Origin of the sequence: Citrobacter sp. Cpo142 (assembly GCF_030332425.1) — a bacterium.
GTDB lineage: Bacteria > Pseudomonadota > Gammaproteobacteria > Enterobacterales > Enterobacteriaceae > Citrobacter > Citrobacter portucalensis.
The window spans coordinates 103,845-126,244 of record NZ_JAOWHW010000097.1 but is presented as its reverse complement, the minus strand read 5'-3'; the positions used below and the strand labels follow the sequence as shown (position 1 = coordinate 126,244).

The 22,400-nt window shown below is 53.3% G+C and carries 26 protein-coding genes and 1 riboswitch; of the genes, 14 read left to right on the top strand and 12 right to left on the bottom strand.

All coding sequences use genetic code 11. The annotated features are described in order from the left end of the window. Nucleotides 1-6 precede the first annotated feature (6 nt). From OGY18_RS05740 to pduF, 12 genes are all read right to left on the bottom strand, one after another. On the bottom strand, nt 7-792 hold the full coding sequence (locus OGY18_RS05740) for a cobalt-precorrin-6A reductase (protein ID WP_123267447.1): 786 nt from the start codon (nt 790-792) through the stop codon (nt 7-9). Next, nucleotides 789-1,514 (bottom strand): precorrin-3B C(17)-methyltransferase, encoded by a 726-nt coding sequence (locus tag OGY18_RS05735; protein ID WP_003030278.1) that lies wholly within the window; start codon nt 1,512-1,514, stop codon nt 789-791. Before OGY18_RS05735 ends, OGY18_RS05740 begins: the two co-directional genes overlap by 4 nt. Continuing rightward, nucleotides 1,514-2,569: a cobalt-precorrin 5A hydrolase gene (cbiG, locus tag OGY18_RS05730; RefSeq protein ID WP_286552213.1), complete on the bottom strand. Its 1,056-nt coding sequence runs from the start codon at nt 2,567-2,569 to the stop codon at nt 1,514-1,516. Before cbiG ends, OGY18_RS05735 begins: the two co-directional genes overlap by 1 nt. After that, nucleotides 2,550-3,323, bottom strand: coding sequence for a cobalt-precorrin-4 methyltransferase (locus OGY18_RS05725; protein ID WP_003030275.1), 774 nt, complete (start codon nt 3,321-3,323; stop codon nt 2,550-2,552). Before OGY18_RS05725 ends, cbiG begins: the two co-directional genes overlap by 20 nt. Next, entirely contained in the window at nt 3,316-3,885 is a 570-nt protein-coding gene (locus tag OGY18_RS05720; RefSeq protein WP_003834109.1) for a decarboxylating cobalt-precorrin-6B (C(15))-methyltransferase, read from the bottom strand. Before OGY18_RS05720 ends, OGY18_RS05725 begins: the two co-directional genes overlap by 8 nt. Next, nucleotides 3,875-4,480, bottom strand: a complete 606-nt coding sequence (locus OGY18_RS05715) for a cobalt-precorrin-7 (C(5))-methyltransferase (RefSeq protein WP_198579308.1) — start codon at nt 4,478-4,480, stop codon at nt 3,875-3,877. The genes OGY18_RS05720 and OGY18_RS05715 overlap by 11 nt, the downstream gene beginning before the upstream one ends. After that, nucleotides 4,474-5,610, bottom strand: coding sequence for a cobalt-precorrin-5B (C(1))-methyltransferase CbiD (gene cbiD, locus OGY18_RS05710; RefSeq protein ID WP_126317751.1), 1,137 nt, complete (start codon nt 5,608-5,610; stop codon nt 4,474-4,476). Before cbiD ends, OGY18_RS05715 begins: the two co-directional genes overlap by 7 nt. Beyond that, nucleotides 5,607-6,239: a cobalt-precorrin-8 methylmutase gene (locus tag OGY18_RS05705; protein ID WP_003834115.1), complete on the bottom strand. Its 633-nt coding sequence runs from the start codon at nt 6,237-6,239 to the stop codon at nt 5,607-5,609. Before OGY18_RS05705 ends, cbiD begins: the two co-directional genes overlap by 4 nt. A 10-nt stretch (nt 6,240-6,249) precedes the next feature. Next, a complete protein-coding gene (cbiB, locus tag OGY18_RS05700) occupies nt 6,250-7,209 on the bottom strand; it encodes an adenosylcobinamide-phosphate synthase CbiB (RefSeq protein WP_286552209.1) in 960 nt (319 codons plus the stop codon). Next, nucleotides 7,206-8,585, bottom strand: a complete 1,380-nt coding sequence (locus tag OGY18_RS05695; protein ID WP_286552208.1) for a cobyrinic acid a,c-diamide synthase CobB — start codon at nt 8,583-8,585, stop codon at nt 7,206-7,208. Before OGY18_RS05695 ends, cbiB begins: the two co-directional genes overlap by 4 nt. Before the next feature lie 88 nt (nt 8,586-8,673). Beyond that, nucleotides 8,674-8,848, bottom strand: a riboswitch (cobalamin riboswitch). 332 nt (nt 8,849-9,180) lie between these two features. After that, entirely contained in the window at nt 9,181-10,092 is a 912-nt protein-coding gene (gene pocR, locus OGY18_RS05690; RefSeq protein WP_003834122.1) for a transcriptional regulator PocR, read from the bottom strand. Nucleotides 10,093-10,295: 203 nt separating this feature from the next. Further along, nucleotides 10,296-11,105, bottom strand: a complete 810-nt coding sequence (gene pduF / locus OGY18_RS05685) for a propanediol diffusion facilitator PduF (protein ID WP_003030258.1) — start codon at nt 11,103-11,105, stop codon at nt 10,296-10,298. Nucleotides 11,106-11,630: 525 nt separating this feature from the next. Here pduF and pduA point away from each other — a divergent pair. Genes pduA through pduP form a run of 14 tightly spaced genes read left to right on the top strand, consistent with a single transcriptional unit; the run spans nt 11,631 to nt 22,393 of the window. After that, a complete protein-coding gene (pduA, locus tag OGY18_RS05680) occupies nt 11,631-11,912 on the top strand; it encodes a propanediol utilization microcompartment protein PduA (protein ID WP_003030255.1) in 282 nt (93 codons plus the stop codon). Continuing rightward, a complete protein-coding gene (pduB, locus tag OGY18_RS05675; RefSeq protein ID WP_003834129.1) occupies nt 11,912-12,724 on the top strand; it encodes a propanediol utilization microcompartment protein PduB in 813 nt (270 codons plus the stop codon). The genes pduA and pduB overlap by 1 nt, the downstream gene beginning before the upstream one ends. 18 nt (nt 12,725-12,742) lie before the next feature. Beyond that, nucleotides 12,743-14,407, top strand: coding sequence for a propanediol dehydratase large subunit PduC (gene pduC / locus OGY18_RS05670; RefSeq protein WP_003030249.1), 1,665 nt, complete (start codon nt 12,743-12,745; stop codon nt 14,405-14,407). A gap of 10 nt (nt 14,408-14,417) precedes the next feature. Further along, nucleotides 14,418-15,092, top strand: a complete 675-nt coding sequence (gene pduD / locus OGY18_RS05665; protein WP_003834131.1) for a propanediol dehydratase medium subunit PduD — start codon at nt 14,418-14,420, stop codon at nt 15,090-15,092. A gap of 14 nt (nt 15,093-15,106) precedes the next feature. Continuing rightward, a complete protein-coding gene (gene pduE / locus OGY18_RS05660) occupies nt 15,107-15,625 on the top strand; it encodes a propanediol dehydratase small subunit PduE (protein WP_003834133.1) in 519 nt (172 codons plus the stop codon). A gap of 15 nt (nt 15,626-15,640) precedes the next feature. After that, complete coding sequence (locus tag OGY18_RS05655) at nt 15,641-17,473, top strand: diol dehydratase reactivase subunit alpha (protein WP_198579310.1); 1,833 nt, start codon at nt 15,641-15,643, stop codon at nt 17,471-17,473. Further along, complete coding sequence (locus tag OGY18_RS05650) at nt 17,463-17,819, top strand: glycerol dehydratase reactivase beta/small subunit family protein (protein WP_198579311.1); 357 nt, start codon at nt 17,463-17,465, stop codon at nt 17,817-17,819. Before OGY18_RS05655 ends, OGY18_RS05650 begins: the two co-directional genes overlap by 11 nt. A gap of 12 nt (nt 17,820-17,831) precedes the next feature. Beyond that, nucleotides 17,832-18,107: a propanediol utilization microcompartment protein PduJ gene (pduJ, locus tag OGY18_RS05645; RefSeq protein WP_001057752.1), complete on the top strand. Its 276-nt coding sequence runs from the start codon at nt 17,832-17,834 to the stop codon at nt 18,105-18,107. Nucleotides 18,108-18,131: 24 nt separating this feature from the next. Next, nucleotides 18,132-18,596: a BMC domain-containing protein gene (locus OGY18_RS05640; RefSeq protein WP_148361809.1), complete on the top strand. Its 465-nt coding sequence runs from the start codon at nt 18,132-18,134 to the stop codon at nt 18,594-18,596. Further along, entirely contained in the window at nt 18,596-19,228 is a 633-nt protein-coding gene (locus OGY18_RS05635) for a phosphate propanoyltransferase (protein WP_197385737.1), read from the top strand. Before OGY18_RS05640 ends, OGY18_RS05635 begins: the two co-directional genes overlap by 1 nt. Continuing rightward, nucleotides 19,225-19,716 (top strand): microcompartment protein PduM, encoded by a 492-nt coding sequence (gene pduM, locus OGY18_RS05630; RefSeq protein WP_003834149.1) that lies wholly within the window; start codon nt 19,225-19,227, stop codon nt 19,714-19,716. Before OGY18_RS05635 ends, pduM begins: the two co-directional genes overlap by 4 nt. A gap of 3 nt (nt 19,717-19,719) precedes the next feature. Next, nucleotides 19,720-19,995: a EutN/CcmL family microcompartment protein gene (locus OGY18_RS05625; protein ID WP_003030211.1), complete on the top strand. Its 276-nt coding sequence runs from the start codon at nt 19,720-19,722 to the stop codon at nt 19,993-19,995. Nucleotides 19,996-20,003: 8 nt separating this feature from the next. Next, nucleotides 20,004-21,011, top strand: coding sequence for a two-domain cob(I)yrinic acid a,c-diamide adenosyltransferase PduO (gene pduO / locus OGY18_RS05620; protein WP_148361808.1), 1,008 nt, complete (start codon nt 20,004-20,006; stop codon nt 21,009-21,011). Then, nucleotides 21,008-22,393 (top strand): CoA-acylating propionaldehyde dehydrogenase PduP, encoded by a 1,386-nt coding sequence (gene pduP, locus OGY18_RS05615; RefSeq protein WP_286552205.1) that lies wholly within the window; start codon nt 21,008-21,010, stop codon nt 22,391-22,393. Before pduO ends, pduP begins: the two co-directional genes overlap by 4 nt. The last annotated feature ends 7 nt before the right edge of the window (nt 22,394-22,400 follow it).

Genomic DNA, 22,400 nt, shown 5'->3' with positions numbered 1-22,400 from the left:
AACTCCTTAAGCAGCGGCCAGCCAGCGCGTTAAACGCGCCCCAAAGGCGGCCTGACTTTCCAGTAACTCTTCTCCCGTCACCAACGGTGCCGGACGTGTAATCACGATGCAGGGGATACCGGCATCCAGACAGGGTTGAACCTTTTCCTGATAACCACCTTCAGCGCCTGAAGCCTTAGTGATCACCACATCAGCCTGACACTGGCGATAAAACGCGGCGTTGAACTCGGCGCTGAACGGTCCGCACAGTGCGAAGATTTCACCGACACCAAATCCCAGATCCGCGCATTGCTGAATGACCTCAGGAACAGGCAGAACGCGCGCCAGCAGCGTTTTTTCAGGCAACCCTTCGCGCCAGATGGCCAGATCTTTACTGCCGGTCGTCAGCAGCACGCGATCGCCAAAGCGTCGCGCCACCTCACAGGCTTGCGGAATACTTTGTACGGTATACAGGTGCGGGTGAGTTAATCCGCTCAACTGCTCAGGGCGCTGGTAGCGGCTCAGCAGTACGCCCGCCGCTTCGCAGGCGCTCATGATGTTGCGGCTCACTACCTCGGCGTACGGATGCGAGGCATCGATCACCCAGCGCGTCCGGTTTTCCTGTAGCCAGGCAATCATTTGTTCACGTTCCAGACGCCCGCATCGCACCTGGCCTTTGATGTCTCCCGCCAGCTGTTTCCCCGTTGGGGTGGCAACTGACAGGGTGTAGGCCACGTTTGCCGCATCCAGTTGCTGGCACAGCATGCGCGCATCGCTGGTGCCGCCCATGACCAGCACATCACCGTAATTCACAGCACATAACCTCGTGGCGTGATCATCAGGCCGTCCTGAACATAGGTTGTTTTGTTACCCACGATCACAAGGCTGGTCATATCAACTGGTTCGAAATCCATTTCACCGAGCGTGGTTAACCATTTTTCCTGCTTTTTACGTCCGGCAGACTTCACAATACCAACCGGCGTTTGTGCGCTTTTACTGGCGGAAAGCAATTCAAATGCGCGCGCCAGATGGCCTTCGCGACCCCGGCTGCGCGGGTTGTAGAAACAGATAACAAAGTCTGCCTCACCGGCGGCAACGATACGTTTTTCGATAACCGGCCACGGCGTTAACAGATCGCTTAAGCTGATGTGGCAGAAGTCGTGCATCAGCGGCGCGCCCAGCAAAGAGGCCGCGGCAATACTGGCGGTCATGCCAGGTATTAGCCTGACCTCAACATCCAGCTTTTGCTTGCTGACCAGTTCGAGCACCAGCCCGGCCATACCGTAAATCCCCGCGTCACCGCTACTGATCAGCGCCACGTTATGACCCGCCTGTGCCAGTTCGATCGCCGCCTGGCAGCGTTCAATCTCTTTGCACATTCCGGTTTTGATCACCTGCTTGTCACCCGTGAACGCTTTTACCAGATGGGTGTAGGTTTTATAGCCAACGATGATTTCCGCTGCCTGCAGTGCTTCAACGGCTTCCATGGTCATCATTGCCTGCGAGCCAGGGCCAATTCCAATTACGCTTAACATCAGTGTGAAACTCCCAAAGTGATGGTGACGCCCTGTTCTCGCAGGGTCTCGCCTAACAGTTTTCCGTGGCTCAACAGCCAGGCTGCAGGACCGGAAACGCTTCCTGTACCTACCGTTTTGCGAACAAACGATGAGGCCGGAAAACGGTGCTCATGCTCACGCAGCGCGTCAGCGGTAAAGGTTTCGAAAGGAACGCGACAGCACGAAGCCAGTTGGATAAGTCCCTGTTCATCTTTTTTCAGCGTGATGCTGCCAATCGCTTTTAGCGCCAACGGATCGAGCTGTTGAGCTTCAAGTTGCCGGGCAAGCAGCGCAGCCAGCAGAGGGAACGGCGTATCACGGCGACAGCCAATTCCGGCCACAACCCGCTGTGGCACCAACTTCCAGTGCGGAACAGGCAGGTCAGGTAAATTGGTGCGTAAGGTGATGCACACCAACGTATCCAGTTCGGGGAGCTGGTTAAGATCGGTAACCGTAATAAATCCGCGCCGGTCGCAATGGCTGACATCCTGCGTCAGTTCGTCATCCCACCACAGACCAACCCGTTTATTGCTGACCAGCATCTGATTCACGATCTTCACCGCCGAACGGAAATCACTCATCCGGGCGTTGAGTTGAAATGCCAGCGTATCCAGTGCCGCCATATCGTTCACATCCGTCGCGGTAGTGATAACCGGGTCAGCGCCCAACATGCCCGCCAGATAACGCGCCAACGCATTGGCACCGCCCGCGTGGCCGGAGAGCAGGCTGATGACATGCTGGGCACGTTCATCAATGACCACCACTGCCGGATCGCAGAATTTGTCATTGACCAGCGGGGCCAGTACGCGCACCGCAATGCCGGTCGCACCGATAAAAATCAGCGCCGAGTAATTCGTAAACGCTTCGCGGGCGGTATTCGCAAAACCGTTTTCAAAGGGAATAAACCCCTCCTCCAGCAGCTTTTCACTGGTAAAACAGGTAACCGGCAGCATGGCTGCCAGACGTTTCGCCAGCACAACGCCACCAGGAGTCAGGCAAAAAAGCGCAATTGACTCAGGCTTTACGGTATTCATGGCTAAAGTCCGCCGCATAGAGTTTGGAGTAGTGATACTCCGAGCCCAGGAAATTACCGACCAGAATAAGGGCCGTTTTACGGATGCCCGCATCGCGAACCTTGTCGCCAATATCCGCCAGGGTCCCGCGCACAGTCTGGCTTTCCGGCCAGGTCGCTTTATAGATCACCGCCACGGGCGTGGTCGCCGGATAGCCGCCTTCAATCAGACGCTCAGCCACCCGATGAATGCGCTGGACGGAAAGATAAATCGCCATAGATGTCTGGTGACTGGCAAAAGACTCCAACTGTTCACGTTCCGGTACCGGGGTGCGGCCTTCCAGGCGCGTAATGATCAGACTCTGTGAAACTTCAGGTACGGTGTACTCAACACCCAGCTCCGCCGCCGCGCCGAGGAACGCGCTGACGCCAGGCACCACCTGCCAGTCAATCCCACGTTTGGTCAGCTCCTCACCCTGCTCGCGTACGGAACCGTACAACGAGACATCGCCGGTTTGCAGGCGCACAACGGTCTTGCCCGCTTTCACTCCAGCTTCCATCAGATCAAGGATCTGCTCCAGATGCAGTTCAGCGCTGTCGTGACATTCAGCACCGGCAGGGCAATACTCCAGCAGTTCAGTGTTAATCAGCGATCCGGCGTAGATAACAACCTGCGCCTGCTGCAGCAACCGGTAACCTTTGAGGGTAATCAGCTCGCGATCGCCAGGACCTGCGCCAACAAACCACACGCTACGGGGATCAAAAATCTCAGACATGGTTTCCTTCCTTCTGACAGGCGATAACAAATACGGGGTTATTCGGTTTGAAATAGTGACCACTGCCAAGCGTGGCAAGCGAGGAAACCTGTAACTGCAGGCAATCCACTCCCTGTACGCCAAGATGGTCCAGATGTGCCAGCGCGGTGTTGAGGTTTTCCTGGAGGATAAACGTCATCACCAAACGCCCTGCGGGATGCAATTGGCGCATCGACCAGTCAATCAGTTCGGTCAGATGGCCGCCGCTGCCGCCCATGAAGATGGCATCAGCCTTTTCCGTGATGGTCATGGGTGCAACACCGGGAAAAATATCGATATTTGCGCAGGCAAAATGCTGGCGGTTTTCATCCAGCAACCTAAGCGCCGCCGGGTTACGTTCGATGGCCGTTACACGTAATCCGGGATATTGCAACGCGGCTTCTATCGACACGCTGCCGGTTCCGGCGCCAATATCAATCAGGTGACTGGCGCGGTGTAATTCAAGTTTTGAGAGGGCAAGTGCGCGTACCGCTTCTTTGGTCATCGGCACTTTCTCTCCACGCAGAAACAGCTCATCTTTCATCAAGGATCACCACTGTATTCATCTCATAGTCAGCGTTAACTTCACGCACAGGCAGGAAATGGATCTGTTCGTTTTCCATCGCCAGGTTTTCGCCAATCACCATCCAGCGATGCCCCTTGCCTCGGGCAATGAGCTGCTGTGCGATTTCACGCGGGCCACACAGCGCATCAGTCACCATCGCCACCTTGTTATGCCGCGCCAGCTCGTCGAAACAGACGCTGCGGCCATGGCTACTGGTCAGCCACATATCGTTCATATCAATACCGGACTGCGCGCACAGGTACTGCACCGCGCTAATACCGGGAATTATCCGCACATTCTCAATGCCAAAATGCGCCACCATGCGCGTCCCAATGCCGTAGAACAGCGGATCGCCAGACGCCAGCACGACGACGTGCTTATCCTGGTGCGCAGTTACCCAGCTCAGGAGTTCCGCGATATTGGCGCCAAGAGCAAACCGTTCACCGGTAAAATCCGGGAATTGCTGCAAATGCCGCTTTCCACCGACCAGCACATCCGCCGTCGCGACCGCTTCACGCGCCGCAGGCGTCATCAAATGCAAACCGGCTGGCCCCATCCCTACAACGGTTAACATTGCATCTCCTCAGCAATCTCTGCGACCGGGCGATTACTGCCAAGCACCTGATTATCAAAAGAAAACATGATGGCGTCGCAGGTCGGGGGATTTTTGGTAAAGCGCAGCGTTTGCAGGACACGCATACAGATGCGCTGAGCCAGATGGTTATAAATGTGCTGAAAACCGTATGCGTCGATGTGTTCCATCGCCGCCTCGGTGGTATCGCAGTCGCTGACCAGCGTCAGCAGTTCCAGCGGCGCGCCAAGTAATGCGAGGTGGGCCACCAGCGTTTCCATGCGGGCATCGGCAATATGGCTGTGGGTGTGGAAGATCCCCGCCGCGATTTTGACGAGCTTACCGGGGTGCCCCACCAGCACGATTTGCCGGAACCCCAGACGTACGGCTTCTTCAATCATGTAACCGACAAAGTTGCTCATGGTGACCACAACCTGGGTGTCGATACCCATCTGCTCGCGAACAAAACGCTCGCCGTGGTTTCCAGGCACCAGTACGACGCGCTCCAGTCCTGCCGCCCGCTTAATTTCCAGCTCCAGCGACAGCGAACGTTTCCAGCTCTCTTCCGACATCGGCGTGACAATACCCGTGGTGCCAATAATCGAAATGCCGCCCAAAATGCCAAGGCGCGAGTTGTAGGTTTTTTGCGCCCGTTCTTCGCCTTCTGGCGCGAAGATTTCAATCTGCGCCCCACGATTTGGGCCAATCGCTTCGCGGACGGCAGATTCAATGGTCTGGCGAGGTGTACGGTTAATCGCCGAACTGCCCACCGGCAGGCCAATCCCTTTGCGGGTTACCGTACCGACCCCTTCACCGCCCTGTAAGGCAATCACGCCACTATCGTCTAACGTCACGCGGGCAAAAATCAGCATGCCGTGGGTGGCGTCCACATCATCTCCACCGTCTTTGCGGATGGCCGCTATTGCCTGCTGCCCTTCGATATGCGGTGACTCCACGCTCAGGCACAGCGTCACCCCGGAAGGCGTCACGATGGAAACCTGATGGATGAGGTGTTGGCGCAATACCATCAACGCGGCAACTTTTGCCGCAGCCGTGGCGCACGATCCCGTGGTATATCCTTTACGCAGCGCTTTACCGTTGTGCCACACCGGCGTATCGAAGGCCTCGCTCATCGCGCCCCCTGCATGTGATAAAGCATGGCGTTGACGATAGCGGCGGCGACATTGCTTCCCCCTTTGCGGCCTAACGCTGCAATGGCGGGCAAATTGCTTTGGGTCAGGGCATCTTTCGACTCTTCAGCACCAACAAACCCGACCGGTACACCCACCACACCGCTGACGGCAACATCATGCTCAAGCAGGCGGAACAGCGCAGTCGGCGCGTTGCCAAAGACAAACAGCTTTTCCCCCTCTTCCTTCACCGCAATGTCAACGGCCGCCATGGACCGGGTAATACCCTGCTCTTTTGCCGTACGCACAACCCGCGGGTCGCTGATGTAGCAGCGGCATTCACCGCCGAATTTTGCCAGCAGCGTTTTATTGATCCCGGAAAGCGCCATCGTGGTGTCGGTATAAATCACGCTCGAACGGCTAAGCGCAGCACAAAACTGCTCCAGCACATCACGGGAAAACCACAGAATGTCCAGCCAGTCAAAATCTGCCGTCGTGTGAATAACACGCTTGATAATGGCTTCATGTAACGGACTGGCAAACTGATAGTCCGGACGCGTTTCACGGATGATCTCGCCAATAATGTCGAAACTTTTGGCTTCAATCGCCTGGGGTTGCTGGATATATTGCATTATGTTGTCCTCAGGCTACACCGACCCACAGCCACCGCAGCGCAATAAACAGCGCCAGTGCCAGCGTCGATGCCACCCACATCAGTCGAATCGTATGGGAAATGTCGTCTACCGAAATGTCGCGTTGAGCATCACCGATCCACGGTTTCTCAACGCGCTCGCCAAAGTAGTCATTAGGACCACCCAGACGAATGCCTAATGCCCCGGCTACGGATGCCTCTGACCACGCACAGTTTGGGCTGCTGTGGTTGTAGCGATCGCGCCAGCCAATCTGTAAAGCTCGCGAGCCGTCTTTACGGCATAAAAATGCCGCCACGCCCAGCAACAGCCAGCTCAGTCTTGCAGGAATAAAGTTCGCAACATCGTCCAGACGCGCGCTGACCATACCAATAGCGCGGTATTTTTCATGTTTGTAGCCCACCATGGAGTCAAGGGTGTTTACCGCTTTGTAGGCCATCGCGAGGGGCGCACCGCCGAGGAGGAGAAAGAACAACGGCGCGATAATGCCGTCTACGGTGTTTTCAGCCACGGTTTCCACCACCGCGCGATTGATCTGCTGCGGTTGCAGTTGTGAGGTATCACGCCCCACAATCCATGACAATTTTTCCCGACTCTGAGCAAGGTCACCGGCCCGCAGCGGACGTTCGACATCCTGCGCGGCCTTTGCCAGGCAGCGCCCGGCCAGCACGGTAAAGATCATCCATACCTCTACCACCCAACCCAACCAGGGATGAACAGATTCTGCCAGTGCCAGCACGCCCCAGGACACAGCCCAGGTCAGACCAACCACCACAATCCACATCACCGCACCGCCAATGCGCAGCGCACGGTCGCTATGACAGTAACGCCGAACAATTCGCTGCACGGCAGAAATCAGATTGCCAATCCAGCGCACCGGATGCGGCCAGTTCTGCGGATCGCCGATGATAAAATCAAGCAGCCAGGCAACACACCACGTAAGGATCGTCATAGCGCACTCCTCGCGGCTGCCAGCCAATGGTTAAGCATCTGCGGACGTTGAGCAAAATGAACGTGTAGATAGCTGGCGAAGGTGTTTCCGACCTGCCAGCCGCCGGACCAGGCTTGCAGCGTTTTACCATCGCGCACTTTGCGACAGTTCATCACCGCTGGCGTTTCAGGAGTAAAATCGGAGTAGTGGAATTCATGTCCGCGCAGCACTTCACCTTCTGCAGCTAACAATGTTTGCTGCGCGGCCTGCGCTTCGCAGTAGCCAAATCGGGTCAGACGTTTCCCCATTTTGCTGTGGCCGGGAATGATATCCGCCATCAGCCAGGTATCGCCGTTGCTGTCCTCAAGCGAACTGCCGAGATACATCAGCCCCCCGCACTCTGCATAAATCGCGACGCCACGTTGATGTGCCTCTCGCAGTTGATTCAGTATCGAGACATTGCGAGCCAGCGCCGCAGCGTGTAGCTCAGGATATCCGCCACCTAACCAGATCATCTGACAGTCCGGCAAACAGGTGTCGTGCAACGGGCTAAAACGAACAATATTTAGCCCCGTACGTTCCAGCAGCGTAATGTTATCCGGGTAGTAGAAGTTGAAGGCTTCGTCATCGGCAATTGCAACCGTTAGCCCTGCTCCGGCGTCTGCGGCGGGCAGCGTTGGCCATTCGCCAGCAGGAAGATTGGTTGACTGGCTTAATGTCAGCAGCGCGTCAATATCAAGGGTTTGCTCCAGTGTCGCGGCAAAAGCCTGCCACGGTTGCTGATTGATAACCGACTCACGTGCGGTTACTAAACCCAGGTGACGTTCGGGAAGGGCAACGCCCTCCATACGGGGTACGTAGCCCAAGACGGGTACATCGCAGTAACGTTCAATTGCGACTTTCAGTAACTGGTAATGCGTTTCGCTGTTAACCCGATTAACAATAACCCCGGCGATGTTCAGGGTGGGATCAAAATGCTGAAACCCCATTACCGTTGCGGCGATTGAAGTGGAAACGGCTTTACCATCAACCAGTAAGATGATCGGACAGCCTAACTGTTTAGCCATCGCGGCGGTGCTGCAGTAGTATGGGTCGGTACCATAGCCGTCATACAGCCCCATCACACCTTCAATAACGGCGATATCCGCATGTTGCATCTGCTCGTTGAATAGAGCGTTCAGCGTGGGGACGGGAAGCATGAAGCTATCAAGATTGCGGGAAGCGGTACCGCATACCGCTGTATGCCAGCCGGTATCAAGGTAATCAGGACCTACTTTGCAAGGCTGGACGCGCAAACCGCGTTTTTTCAACAATCTCAACAAGCCCAGCGTCACCGTGGTTTTACCACAGCCGCTTCCGGTACCTGCAAGAACAAATGCGTGAAAATTGGCCGCCATACCCTGATCCTGTTCAGGGTGGTAGGGGTGTAGAGATACCCAGTCTCTCGACTGTATGCATCTGAACCACCCACTTCCCACCGAAGTTGTTGGTAGTCACTGACAGGCAGGTCTTCTGGCTTAGCGTCATCCTCACCCGTCCTTCCCAATCTTGCGATCAGTGGTCCATACGGGGTCGTCAGCATCACAGCAGCGGGGGCTGCGGGGGATTCTCACCCCCTTCCCTACCACAAATGTGGCAAACCTGTCAGTTCAAGAGCCTGGTTAATTAAGCTCTCTGTTATGAGGTAATTTCACAACCTCATGACAATAATTCAATTTAATATCTTTCCGAGTTCATTCAGCCAATTTTCTGGCCTTAACCCACTTATTCATACGTTCACTTTTTGAATGAAAGTATCAGCTAAGAATAAAGAAAGTCATTCGCACAGACACTGTATCTCATCACAAAAATAAAAACTGGTGCAGTTTATCCCTCTAATACCATTATTTTGTTGCGCTATGACAATTTATTGACTGCTGTTGTCACATTTCATTTTATAATGACTGACATAGCACCCGATATCAAAAATCGGCAATAGCAAAATATTGCTATTTAAGCGGATTCACCGCGTGAAATGACATTTATTTGCTGGCGAAATGCCTGCGGCGTAACCTGATAGGTCTGGCGGAAAACTTTGCAAAAATAACTTGTTTGCGAAAAGCCTAAATTACGCGCAATGCTGGCTATGCTCCAGTCACTGTGACAAAGCAGCTCTTTGGCACTGGCCATTCTTTGTTGGTTTACCCATGCGTTAAAACCAATACCCTGATATTTTTTGAACAATTTGCTGAAATAGTACGGGCTAAGGAAAACATGAGAGGCAACATCTTCCAGACGCAGATCGTCTGATAAATGTGCATCAATATAGCGCAGGGCTTTTTTCATTTTACTGTCATGAGGGTTGGTACTACGGTTAGCGCGTACCGGCTCTGACTGCTGCGGGTTATCTTTGATAACAACAAAATTAAGTTGTTTCTTAAGGCAATTTTCGACGATGAGCTTGAGTAAATCCGCTGAAGCAATGACTCGAGAATAGTCCATTTCAGGTACATTACGGAACTCGTTTACCAGTTCGGGATCGGCTTGCCAGCGGTCATCGACGTTCAGAATATCAACGAGGCCTACATCGTTACTTAAGCGTACTTGTCCACAAAGCACGAACCCTACCAGGTGTCCCGCGATGACCAGCGGAATTGAGAAATCGGTAAGCCCGGCATGGCAGCGATAAATGCAGGGTTGATCGGATTTAGAGGCTTCCAACCCTCCACAGCGGTCGCTCATACGACAACGCGTACTATGCTGAGGATGCTGGCGCATCAACTGGCAAAAAGGAGTGAAATTAAAAAGCTCAGAAATTTCATCACCGTGAATATTGACAACCACAACAGCCAGACTGGTGGCCTGTGCAAAATCCTGTGCGATTTTATTAATGAGTTCTGAGTTCAGGGCACTCGCAGAAATCATGATAAAACCTCTCAGTTAATTTATTGTTATAAATAAAACATATTATTCACACATTCATTTTCATCTCGCGATCCAGCGCTCTGATGAAAGTCAGCATTGAACATAACAAAAGTCTCCCATTGTTGGGAGACTTTTTAAGCCGTTCAGGAAACCGGATCACGAAAACAGTTTTTACCTTTCAATAATAAACATCTTTCGTGAAGCTAGCTCTCGTTTTCCTCCAACTTACACGAATTACACGGTAAATTTTTGCCAATAAAATAACGATAAATTGCTGCGCCCGCACAGGCGCCGATGATGGGTGCCACAATCGGCACGATGAAATAAGGGATATCGCGCCCCCCGGTCATCGCAACATCACCCCACCCGGCCATCCAGGCAAACAATTTAGGACCAAAGTCACGTGCCGGGTTCATCGCAAAGCCGGTAAGTGGACCGGTTGATGCGCCGATAACAGCAACCAGAATACCAATCAGCAGTGGTGCTAACGGGCCTTTGGGAACACCGTTACCGTCATCCGTTAGCGCCATAATCATCCCCATCAGAATGGAGGTAATCACCACTTCGACCAGTGCGGCCTGCCAGACACTCAGTGCGGCGGCAGGATACGTACTAAAAATGCTGGCAAGTTGCAGGCTTTCCAGACTGCCGCGTACCATTTGATGGGCTGATTCATACTCAATAAATAAGCTGCCGTACAACAAATAGGCCAGCATAGCGCCACCAAAGGCCCCCGCTATCTGAGCGACAGAATAAGGTAGTACCTTACGACCCGGAAAACAGGCAAACAACCAAAGTGCGATGGTAATAGCGGGGTTGAGATGGGCCCCAGAAATCCCGGCTGTCAGGTAAACTGCAAGCGAGATCCCCAAGCCCCATATGATGCAGATCTCCCACAATCCCAAACTGGCACCCGCGACCTTCAGGGCGCTCAGGCACCCAATACCAAAAAACAAAAATAGTCCGGTACCCAAAAACTCAGCAATACATTGCGCTCTTAGTGAATCGTTCATTGTGACACCTTCTAAGCAGAGTTCGTGTCTTTACCAGCGGACTCCTTGCTGGCAGGAAGATTACTTCAAGGCTTACTATAAAAATCTGTATCGGCAAATTGTTGGCAATCTGCAAGCCACATGCCCTTAAAAATCGTGTTGTGATAGCAAATTCTTGCCATCACCTTTAATAAAGCAGGCGGTAAAACGAGGATTTACCCTATTAAAAGTACATTTTCAAAATAATAAAATATTGCGAACAGCAGAATTCTATTTTCAAACGATCATCACAATTTCATTTTTCTCGCATAGCAAATGATATTTAAACTGTCACTCGGAAAAGTGTAAATATGGAATTAACATAACCAAATAGTCACATTGTTAAAACTAGAAATAACCAATAAAAACAAATTGTTATAATTGTGCATAGCAATTTTATCTCACCATAACCCCACTATTTTTTCACTCTTACTTTCAACTCAGCCATTCTTTTTCCTCGCTTCTTTTTATAGTCATGAAAATCGGGACAACCCAGGCGAGGTCTTTATGCAACAAGAAGCGTTAGGAATGGTAGAAACCAAAGGCTTAACTGCAGCCATAGAGGCCGCAGATGCAATGGTGAAGTCAGCCAATGTAATGCTGGTCGGCTACGAAAAAATTGGTTCGGGGCTGGTAACAGTCATTGTTCGTGGCGATGTCGGCGCAGTCAAAGCAGCAACAGATGCAGGTGCCGCCGCAGCCCGTAATGTGGGAGAAGTGAAAGCCGTACACGTCATCCCACGCCCGCATACCGATGTAGAAAAAATCTTACCGAAGGGAATTAGCTAATGAGCAGCAATGAGCTGGTTGAACAGATCATGGCGCAGGTGATTGCTCGCGTGGCAACGCCGGAACAGCAGGCTATCCCTGAAAATAATCCTCCAACACGAGAAACGGCTATGGCAGAGAAAAGCTGCAGTTTAACGGAGTTTGTCGGTACCGCGATTGGCGACACCGTCGGTCTGGTAATCGCCAACGTAGACAGCGCCCTACTGGACGCAATGAAACTTGAAAAACGGTATCGCTCCATTGGCATCCTTGGCGCCCGTACTGGCGCAGGCCCGCACATCATGGCCGCCGATGAAGCGGTAAAAGCCACCAATACTGAAGTCGTCAGTATTGAGTTACCACGTGATACCAAAGGCGGCGCAGGTCATGGCTCGCTGATTATTCTTGGCGGCAACGATGTTTCCGACGTGAAACGCGGCATTGAAGTCGCACTGAAAGAACTGGATCGCACCTTTGGCGATGTTTATGCCAATGAAGCGGGTCACATCGAAATGCAGTACACCGCACGCGCCAGCTACGCACTTGAAAAAGCCTTTGGCGCACCGATTGGCCGTGCCTGTGGCGTTATCGTCGGCGCGCCGGCATCCGTTGGTGTCCTGATGGCCGATACGGCCCTGAAATCAGCCAACGTGGAAGTTGTGGCCTACAGCTCCCCTGCCCATGGCACCAGCTTCAGTAACGAAGCCATTCTGGTTATTTCGGGTGACTCTGGCGCTGTTCGTCAGGCCGTTATCTCCGCCCGTGAAATCGGTAAAACCGTACTCGGGACCCTCGGCTCAGAGCCGAAAAACGATCGTCCGTCCTACATCTGATATCAGTGAGGCTGATTCATGAGATCGAAAAGATTTGAAGCACTGGCGAAGCGCCCTGTGAATCAGGATGGTTTCGTTAAGGAGTGGATCGAAGAAGGCTTCATTGCGATGGAAAGCCCGAACGACCCCAAACCGTCGATTAAAATCGTCAACGGTACAGTCACTGAACTGGACGGAAAATCCGCCAGTGAATTTGACTTAATCGACCATTTCATTGCCCGCTACGGCATTAACCTGGCGCGCGCTGAAGAGGTCATGGCGATGGACTCTGTCAAACTGGCCAATATGCTTTGCGACCCTAACGTGAAGCGCAAAGATATAGTGCCGCTGACCACCGCAATGACGCCGGCAAAAATTGTCGAAGTGGTGTCCCATATGAACGTCGTTGAGATGATGATGGCGATGCAGAAAATGCGTGCTCGTCGTACACCCTCTCAACAAGCGCACGTCACTAACGTCAAAGATAACCCGGTGCAGATTGCCGCTGATGCCGCTGAAGGCGCATGGCGCGGGTTTGACGAACAGGAAACAACCGTTGCCGTTGCACGTTATGCGCCATTTAACGCCATTGCGCTGTTAGTCGGCTCGCAGGTTGGACGCCCTGGCGTATTAACCCAGTGCTCGCTGGAAGAAGCTACCGAACTTAAACTCGGCATGCTAGGCCACACCTGCTACGCGGAAACCATCTCCGTCTATGGTACTGAACCCGTCTTTACCGACGGCGATGACACGCCATGGTCGAAAGGCTTCCTCGCCTCGTCCTATGCATCCCGTGGTCTGAAAATGCGCTTTACCTCCGGTTCTGGCTCAGAAGTTCAGATGGGTTACGCCGAAGGCAAATCAATGCTTTATCTGGAAGCCCGCTGCATTTACATCACCAAAGCTGCGGGCGTACAGGGCCTGCAAAACGGTTCAGTAAGCTGCATCGGTGTCCCTTCCGCCGTGCCGTCAGGCATTCGTGCAGTGTTGGCTGAAAACCTGATTTGTTCTTCTCTGGATCTGGAATGCGCCTCCAGCAACGACCAAACCTTTACCCACTCTGATATGCGTCGTACTGCGCGTCTGCTGATGCAGTTCCTGCCGGGTACTGACTTCATTTCTTCTGGTTATTCCGCGGTGCCGAACTACGACAACATGTTTGCGGGTTCGAACGAGGATGCTGAAGATTTTGACGACTACAACGTTCTTCAGCGCGACCTGAAAGTAGACGGTGGTCTGCGTCCGGTTCGTGAAGAAGATGTTATCGCCATTCGTAACAAAGCGGCACGTGCGCTGCAGGCCGTCTTTGCCGGGATGGGATTACCACCAATCACTGATGAAGAAGTGGAAGCTGCGACTTACGCCCACGGTTCGAAAGATATGCCGGAACGTAACATCGTTGAAGACATCAAGTTTGCACAAGAGATCATCAATAAAAACCGTAACGGTCTGGAAGTGGTGAAAGCCCTAGCTCAGGGCGGATTTACCGATGTCGCTCAGGACATGCTCAACATCCAGAAAGCCAAGTTAACCGGGGATTACCTGCATACCTCCGCCATTATCGTTGGCGACGGACAGGTGCTATCCGCTGTCAATGATGTTAACGACTATGCCGGTCCGGCAACAGGTTATCGCCTGCAAGGCGAACGCTGGGAAGAGATCAAAAACATCCCTGGCGCACTTGATCCCAACGAGCTTGGCTAAGGGGTGAAAAATGGAAATTAATGAAAAACTGCTGCGCCAGATAATTGAAGATGTGTTGTCTGAAATGCAGACCAGCGACAAACCCGTCTCTTTCCGCGCATCTACAGCGGCAAGCGCACCTCAGGCTGCGGCGACACAGGGAGACAGCTTTCTGACCGAGATTGGTGAAGCCAAACAAGGCCAGCAACAGGACGAAGTGATTATTGCCGTAGGGCCGGCGTTCGGGCTCTCGCAAACCGTCAATATCGTAGGGATCCCGCATAAGAATATCTTGCGCGAAGTGATTGCCGGTATTGAAGAAGAAGGCATTAAAGCGCGCGTTATCCGCTGCTTTAAATCCTCCGATGTGGCGTTTGTCGCCGTTGAGGGGAACCGTCTGAGCGGTTCCGGGATCTCTATCGGCATCCAGTCAAAAGGTACCACGGTTATCCACCAGCAGGGGTTACCGCCGCTTTCAAACCTGGAGCTGTTCCCTCAGGCACCGCTTCTGACGCTGGAAACCTATCGTCAGATCGGTAAAAACGCCGCGCGTTATGCCAAGCGTGAATCTCCGCAACCGGTCCCTACTTTGAATGACCAGATGGCCCGTCCTAAGTACCAGGCGAAATCAGCCATTCTGCACATTAAAGAGACCAAATACGTTGTGACAGGCAAAAACCCGCAGGAACTGCGCGTGGCGCTTTGATAAAGGATACCTCCATGAATACCGACGCAATTGAATCGATGGTTCGGGATGTGTTGAGCCGGATGAACAGCCTGCAAGGCGAGTCCGCGACTCCGCCCGCGGTGAGTTCATCAGCACATACCGCGAAAGTCACGGATTACCCTCTCGCGAATAAACATCCTGAGTGGGTAAAAACTGCGACCAACAAAACGCTGGACGACTTCACGCTTGAAAATGTTCTGAGCAACAAAGTGACCGCGCAGGACATGCGCATCACCCCTGAAACACTGCGCCTGCAGGCGGAAATCGCCAAAGATGCCGGACGTGACAGGCTGGCGATGAACTTCGAGCGCGCAGCCGAGCTAACCGCTGTTCCTGACGATCGCATTCTTGAGATCTACAACGCGCTGCGCCCGTACCGCTCAACAAAAGATGAGCTGATGGCTATCGCCGACGATCTCGAAAATCGTTATCAGGCAAAAATCTGTGCAGCTTTCGTTCGTGAAGCGGCAGCGCTGTACGTTGAGCGTAAAAAACTCAAAGGCGACGACTAACTCAGGGAAAGGATCATGCGATATATAGCTGGCATTGACATAGGCAACTCATCAACGGAAGTCGCTCTAGCTACTCTCGATGAGTCTGGCGTGCTGAGCATCACCGGCAGCGCGCTGGCAGAAACCACCGGAATTAAGGGCACATTACGTAATGTGTTTGGCATTCAGGAGGCCCTGACGCTGGCGGCAAAAAACGCCGGTATCAATGTCAGTGATATTTCGCTCATCCGCATTAACGAAGCCACTCCGGTCATTGGCGATGTGGCGATGGAAACAATAACCGAAACCATCATCACTGAATCCACCATGATCGGCCATAACCCTAAAACACCGGGCGGTGTCGGGTTAGGCGTGGGCGTCACTATTACGCCGGAAGACCTTCTCAGTCGCCCGGCGGATACGCCCTATATTCTGGTGGTGTCATCGGCATTTGATTTCGCCGATGTCGCTACGATGATTAATGCCTCCGTCCGTGCTGGATACCAGTTGACTGGTGTTATTTTACAACAGGACGATGGCGTGTTGGTCAGCAATCGTCTGACTTACCCCCTGCCCATCGTCGATGAAGTCCTTCATATCGACCGTATCCCGTTGGGGATGCTGGCTGCCATTGAGGTCGCTGTACCAGGAAAGGTCATTGAAACCCTTTCTAACCCCTACGGCATTGCAACTGTCTTTGGCCTCAATGCCGATGAGACTAAAAACATTGTTCCGATGGCACGGGCGCTGATCGGCAACCGTTCAGCCGTGGTGGTGAAAACGCCGTCAGGTGATGTGAAAGCGCGAGCGATTCCTGCCGGAAATCTGGAGCTACAGTCTCAGGGGCGTACCGTACGGGTCGACGTTGCCGCGGGCGCCGAAGCGATTATGAAAGCGGTTGGTGAATGCCCGAAACTGGATAACGTTACCGGAGAAGCTGGCACCAATATTGGCGGCATGCTGGAGCATGTGCGCCAGACAATGGCTGAATTAACCAACAAACCCAGTCATGAAATTTTTATTCAGGATCTGCTGGCGGTCGATACCTCGGTTCCCGTCAGCGTGACGGGTGGGCTTGCCGGTGAATTCTCGCTGGAACAGGCTGTCGGCATAGCCTCCATGGTGAAATCAGACCGCCTGCAAATGGCGATGATTGCCCAGGAGATCACGCAAAAGCTCAACATTGACGTCCAGGTTGGCGGCGCCGAAGCCGAAGCTGCCATTCTGGGGGCCTTAACTACTCCGGGCACAACGCGACCACTGGCAATTCTGGACCTCGGCGCGGGTTCAACCGACGCTTCTATCATCAATCCTAAGGGCGAAATTATTGCCACGCACCTGGCAGGCGCAGGCGATATGGTCACGATGATCATTGCCCGTGAACTGGGTCTGGATGACCGTTATCTCGCTGAAGAGATTAAAAAGTATCCGTTGGCGAAAGTTGAGAGCTTGTTCCACCTTCGCCACGAAGACGGCAGCGTTCAGTTCTTCCCTACGCCTCTCCCACCAACGGTTTTTGCGCGCGTGTGCGTAGTGAAACCCGATGAACTGGTGCCACTGCCTGGTGAACTGGCGCTGGAGAAAGTACGGGCCATTCGTCGAAGCGCCAAGGAGCGCGTTTTCGTTACTAACGCACTCAGAGCGCTACGTCAGGTCAGTCCGACCGGGAACATTCGGGATATTCCCTTTGTGGTGCTGGTTGGCGGCTCATCTCTGGATTTTGAAGTTCCACAGCTGGTCACCGATGCTCTGGCGCATTATCGACTGGTTGCCGGGCGCGGCAACATTCGTGGTACCGAAGGTCCGCGCAATGCGGTTGCGACAGGACTGATTCTCTCCTGGCATAAGGCATTCGCTCATGGAAAGTAATCTCACCACACCAGCCATCGTTATCTTCACCAGTGCTGACTGTGCTGACGTCTGGAATGACGTACTGCTGGGTATTGAAGAAGAAGGGATCCCCTTTGTGATTCAGGAGAGTGGCTCAGCTGACGTTATCCACAACGCATGGTTGGCCGCCTGCCAGTCTCCATTGCTGGTCGGTATTGGCTGTAGCCGCGAAAAACTGGTCGTGCACTACAAAAACTTACCCACGTCAGCACCACTTTTTACGCTGACGTATCAACAAAATAGCCACGATCGCCGCAGCATTGGTAACAACGCTGCGCGGCTGGTTAAAGGCATTCCGTTCCGGGAATGCACTCATAACCCATAGGAGAAAAGCAGTATGAATAACGCACTGGGACTGGTTGAAACAAAAGGGCTTGTCGGCGCTATTGAAGCCGCTGATGCCATGGTGAAATCCGCAAACGTGCAGTTGGTTGGTTACGAAAAAATCGGCTCTGGCCTTATCACCGTTATGGTTCGCGGTGATGTCGGCGCGGTGAAAGCAGCCGTAGATGCTGGAAGCGCAGCCGCAAGCGCCGTTGGTGAGGTGAAATCCTGCCACGTTATCCCGCGTCCGCACAGCGACGTTGAAGCCATTTTACCTAAATCCGCATAAGTCGTTGCAACCAAGGAGCACAGCGTGAAGCAATCACTGGGATTACTTGAAGTTAGTGGTCTGGCATTAGCCATCAGTTGCGCGGACGTCATGGCGAAAGCCGCCTCCATCACGCTGGTGGGCCTCGAAAAAACCAACGGCTCAGGCTGGACGGTGATCAAGATAATCGGGGATGTGGCCTCCGTCCAGGCGGCCATTTCCACCGGTGTCAGTTTCGCTGACCAGCGAGATGGACTGGTGGCTCACAAAGTCATTTCCAGACCCGGGGACGGGATCCTGTCGCATAGCGTTGCCCTGGAGCCTGAGCCAACGCCAGAGCCCATACCAGCCGTACCGCATGAAGAGATATTTGTAGTCCATGATGTACCCGAAGCCCCGCAAGATGCAGAGTTGATTAGCTGCAATTTATGTCTTGATCCTGCCTGCCCTCGCCAAAAAGGCGAGCCGCGCACGCTTTGTCTTCACTCTGGCAAACGAGGTGAAGCGTAATGGATAAACAGCAACTGGAGACCACTGTCGCTAAGGTTCTGGATGAAATGCGCGAGCGCCCGATTCCGCTGGGGATCTCTAATCGTCATATTCATCTGTGCGCTGAAGATTACGGTCGCTTGTTTCCCAATCACCCCATTAGTGAGAAAAAAGGGCTATTGCAGCCAGGACAATATGCAGCAGAGCAGACTGTCACGCTGGTGGGGCCAAAAGGTCAGTTAAAAAATGTGCGTTTACTCGGCCCGCTGCGCAGTACCAGCCAGGTCGAAATTTCTCGTACCGACGCCCGCACGTTGGGAATTGCTGCTCCGCTGCGGATGTCGGGCAATATTCAGGGCACACCCGGTGTTCGTCTCGTCAGCCCATTTGCTGAACTGGACTTAGCATCCGGGGTGATCGTCGCCCAACGGCATATCCATATGTCGCCGCTCGATGCTCTGATTCTGCGGGTTTCCCATGGCGATAGAGTCTCGGTCGCCATTAATGGCGATGAACGTCGACTGATTTTCGATAACGTCGCCGTACGCGTTTCGCCGGATATGCGCCTCGAAATGCATATCGATACAGACGAAGCCAATGCTGCAGGCGCTGATAATCCCCAGACATTCGCCACACTGGTGACCTCACGATGAACAACGAACTGCTGCAACGCATTATCGAGGAGGTTGTTTCCCGATTAAAAAAACGCGCGGAAAGCACGCTCACTCTTAGCGTCGCGCAGTTACGGGAAATCGATTCACGGACAGTATGCTGCCAGTACTCGTCGCTCCATCTCCAGCAAGTGGATCTGCCATTACTGGAGCGAATTGCCGAAGGCTGCCCAGCCAACATGTCGGTGGGAAAGATTCACGACGCGCTGGCATGCGGAGTCCGCGTGAAAATTTCACTACAGCACCGATTGTTACCCGCAATCCCCGTGAAAAAACTCGCACGTCTGCCGCTGGAGTTCAATGACGAACGGGGACGAATCATCTTTTTGCATCCTGAGAAGCTTCTCAGCTATGCCGACGTCGCCCAATTAAGGGATGGCGTACTGGTGTTGCGCCGTCGGTGTGTCGTGACGGCTCTGGCTCAGGAAGCAGTCAGTCTGCGAAATGTCCAACTAATTAAGCAGGAGTGAGCTATGCATCTGGCACGGGTTACAGGCGTTGTGGTTTCCACGCAAAAATCCCCATCACTGGTGGGAAAAAAACTGTTGCTGGTACGTCGGGTAAGTGCTGACGGAGAGCTTCCTGCGTCCCCTGTGAGTGGAGATGAAGTCGCTGTTGATTCTGTCGGCGCGGGAACTGGCGAACTGGTATTACTCAGCAGCGGCTCCAGCGCCAGACACGTTTTTTCTGGCCCTAATGAGGCCATCGATCTGGCTATCGTCGGCATTGTCGACACGCTTTCTCGTTAGGAGGAACTATGGCGATTTATACCCGCACTGGTGATGCCGGAACAACAGCCCTCTTTACCGGACAGCGCGTGAGCAAAACGCATCCACGCGTGGAAGCCTACGGTACGCTGGACGAACTGAATGCGGCGCTAAGTCTGTGCATTTGTGCAGCGAAAAACCCGCAGCACCGGCAGTTACTTGAAAATATCCAGCTGCAGCTTTTTTGGTTCAGCGCCGAACTGGCAAGCGAAAGCGAAGAACCAACGCCAGAGCAGCGCTATATCAGCTCGGAAGAAATTGCGGCACTGGAAGCGGCCATCGATACCGCAATGGGAAGAGTTCCGCCCCTGCGCAGCTTTATTCTACCTGGCCGCAGCGAAGCCGCCAGCCGACTGCACTTTGCCCGTACGCTGGCACGCCGTGCAGAGAGACGACTGGTCGAGCTCTCCACCGAGATATCCGTCAGACACGTGCTGATGCGTTATATCAATCGCCTGTCCGACTGCTTATATGCGCTTGCACGAGCAGAAGATCATGACGCCCATCAAAACGACATCATTCAGAAAGTGGCTGAGCGCTATCTCGCTGCCGTTCAAGCACCAGCCATAAAGGAGCCGACTATGTCTCTGTCTTTTCAGGAGCTCCACCAACTCACTCGCGCTGCGGTGACGAGAGCAGAAGAACTTCAGGTTCCGATCGTCATTAGCATTGTTGATGCGAACGGGACCCAAATGGTGACCTGGCGCATGCCTGACGCATTACTCGTGAGTAGCGAACTGGCACCCAAAAAAGCCTGGACTGCCGTGGCGATGAAAACCGCCACACATAAGCTGACATCAGCAGTTCAACCCGGTGCTGCGCTTTACGGTCTGGAAAGCCATATGCAGGGAAAAGTCGTCACCTTCGGTGGCGGGTACGCATTATGGCGTGAGGGTTTACTCCTCGGGGGTCTTGGCATCAGCGGAGGAAGCGTTGAACAGGATATGGACATTGCAGAAACGGCCATTGCGGCGATTAACGTGAGAACACATCAATGAATACTTCAGAACTTGAAACCCTTATTCGTAACATTTTGAGTGAACAACTCGCCCCGGCAAAAGCAGAAGTTCAGGGTAACGGTATTTTTCCGTCCGTTGACGAAGCTATCGATGCAGCGCATCAGGCTTTTCTGCGTTACCAGCAATGTCCATTGAAAACCCGCAGCGCCATCATAAACGCCCTACGCGAAGAACTGACGCCTCGTCTTGCTTCACTGGCCGCTGAGAGCGCTGCCGAAACGGGGATGGGAAACAAAGAGGATAAGTTCCTTAAAAATAAAGCCGCGCTGGACAACACTCCAGGTATCGAAGATCTCACCACCACGGCGTTAACCGGCGACGGCGGCATGGTGTTATTCGAGTATTCACCGTTTGGCGTGATTGGCTCTGTCGCCCCCAGTACTAACCCGACAGAGACCATTATTAACAACAGCATCAGCATGCTGGCGGCAGGGAATAGCGTTTATTTCAGTCCGCATCCGGGTGCTAAAAAGGTTTCACTCAAGCTGATTGCCATGATTGAAGATATTGCTTTCCGTTGCTGCGGAATTCGTAATCTTGTCGTCACGGTCACAGAACCCACTTTTGAGGCTACCCAGCAGATGATGGCGCACCCTAAAATCGCAGTTCTGGCGATTACCGGTGGCCCAGGCATTGTTGCTATGGGCATGAAAAGCGGGAAAAAAGTCATCGGCGCAGGCGCAGGAAATCCACCCTGCATTGTTGATGAAACGGCCGACCTGGTTAAGGCGGCGGAAGATATCATCAATGGCGCATCCTTTGATTACAACCTCCCCTGCATTGCTGAGAAGAGCCTGATTGTTGTTGATGCCGTTGCCGAACGACTGGTTCAACAGATGCAGTCTTTTGGTGCGATGCTTCTCAATAGCGAAGAGGTAGACAAACTGCGCGCTGTCTGTCTACCAGAAGGCATAGCCAATAAAAAACTGGTGGGTAAAAGCCCGGCAACCTTACTGGAAGCAGCAGGAATACCGGTTCCGGTAAAAGCACCTCGATTACTGATAGGCATCGTCAAGGCTGACGACCCGTGGGTTACCAGCGAGCAATTAATGCCAATGCTCCCCGTCGTAACAGTGAGCGATTTTGACAGTGCATTAACGTTGGCCCTGGAGGTTGAAGAGGGATTGCATCACACCGCCATTATGCATTCGCAAAATGTGTCACGTTTGAACCTTGCCGCGCGCACGCTTCAGACCTCCATCTTTGTGAAAAATGGCCCCTCTTACGCCGGGATTGGCGTTGGTGGTGAAGGCTTTACCACCTTCACTATTGCGACGCCAACCGGTGAAGGAACAACATCTGCGCGCACTTTCGCACGCTCTCGTCGTTGCGTGCTGACAAACGGTTTTTCTATTCGCTAATGGGGCC